This is a genomic window from Mesorhizobium neociceri, assembly GCF_013520985.1.
GTDB lineage: Bacteria > Pseudomonadota > Alphaproteobacteria > Rhizobiales > Rhizobiaceae > Mesorhizobium > Mesorhizobium neociceri.
Genome location: NZ_JACDTY010000067.1, coordinates 1 through 433 on the forward strand (window position 1 = coordinate 1; position 433 = coordinate 433).

Consider the following 433-nt stretch of genomic DNA (forward strand, 5'->3'; position numbering starts at 1 on the left):
CTGCCTCCGTCAGGTTCACGCTTCTGGTCGTGCGCACAAAAAGCGGTGAGCCGACACGGGCCTCGAGGTTCCGAATTGCCTGGCTGACGGCGGACGGCGTCACCCCGAGACGCGTGGCCGCGGCCCGAAACCCCCGCAGTTCGGCAACGGCCAGAAACATGACCACGCCGTCCATGCGCGCTCGATCTATTGTGAAGGATGACTGCACAGGCTGTACCGATATAGGTCGATTATCAAACAATCATGCTCCCGGTAAACGGAAATCACAAGGCATCGAGCCCCAGGAGCAAGACCATGCGTTCATTTCACATCAACAGTTTTGGCGGGCCCGACAGCCTGATCATCAAAGAGAGCGAAATTCCGAAGCCTGGTCGCGGTGAAGTCCTGGTCCGCGTCAGGGCGTCGTCGCTCAACTTCCGCGATCTGCCCATTT

Annotated in this window: 1 protein-coding gene; it reads right to left on the reverse strand. The window is 59.1% G+C overall.

The window, feature by feature from the left end:
* On the reverse strand, window positions 1–175 hold a 175-nt coding region (locus tag H0241_RS35335), incomplete at its 3' end, for a helix-turn-helix domain-containing protein (RefSeq protein ID WP_210284767.1).
* Between the last annotated feature and the right edge of the window lie 258 nt (window positions 176–433).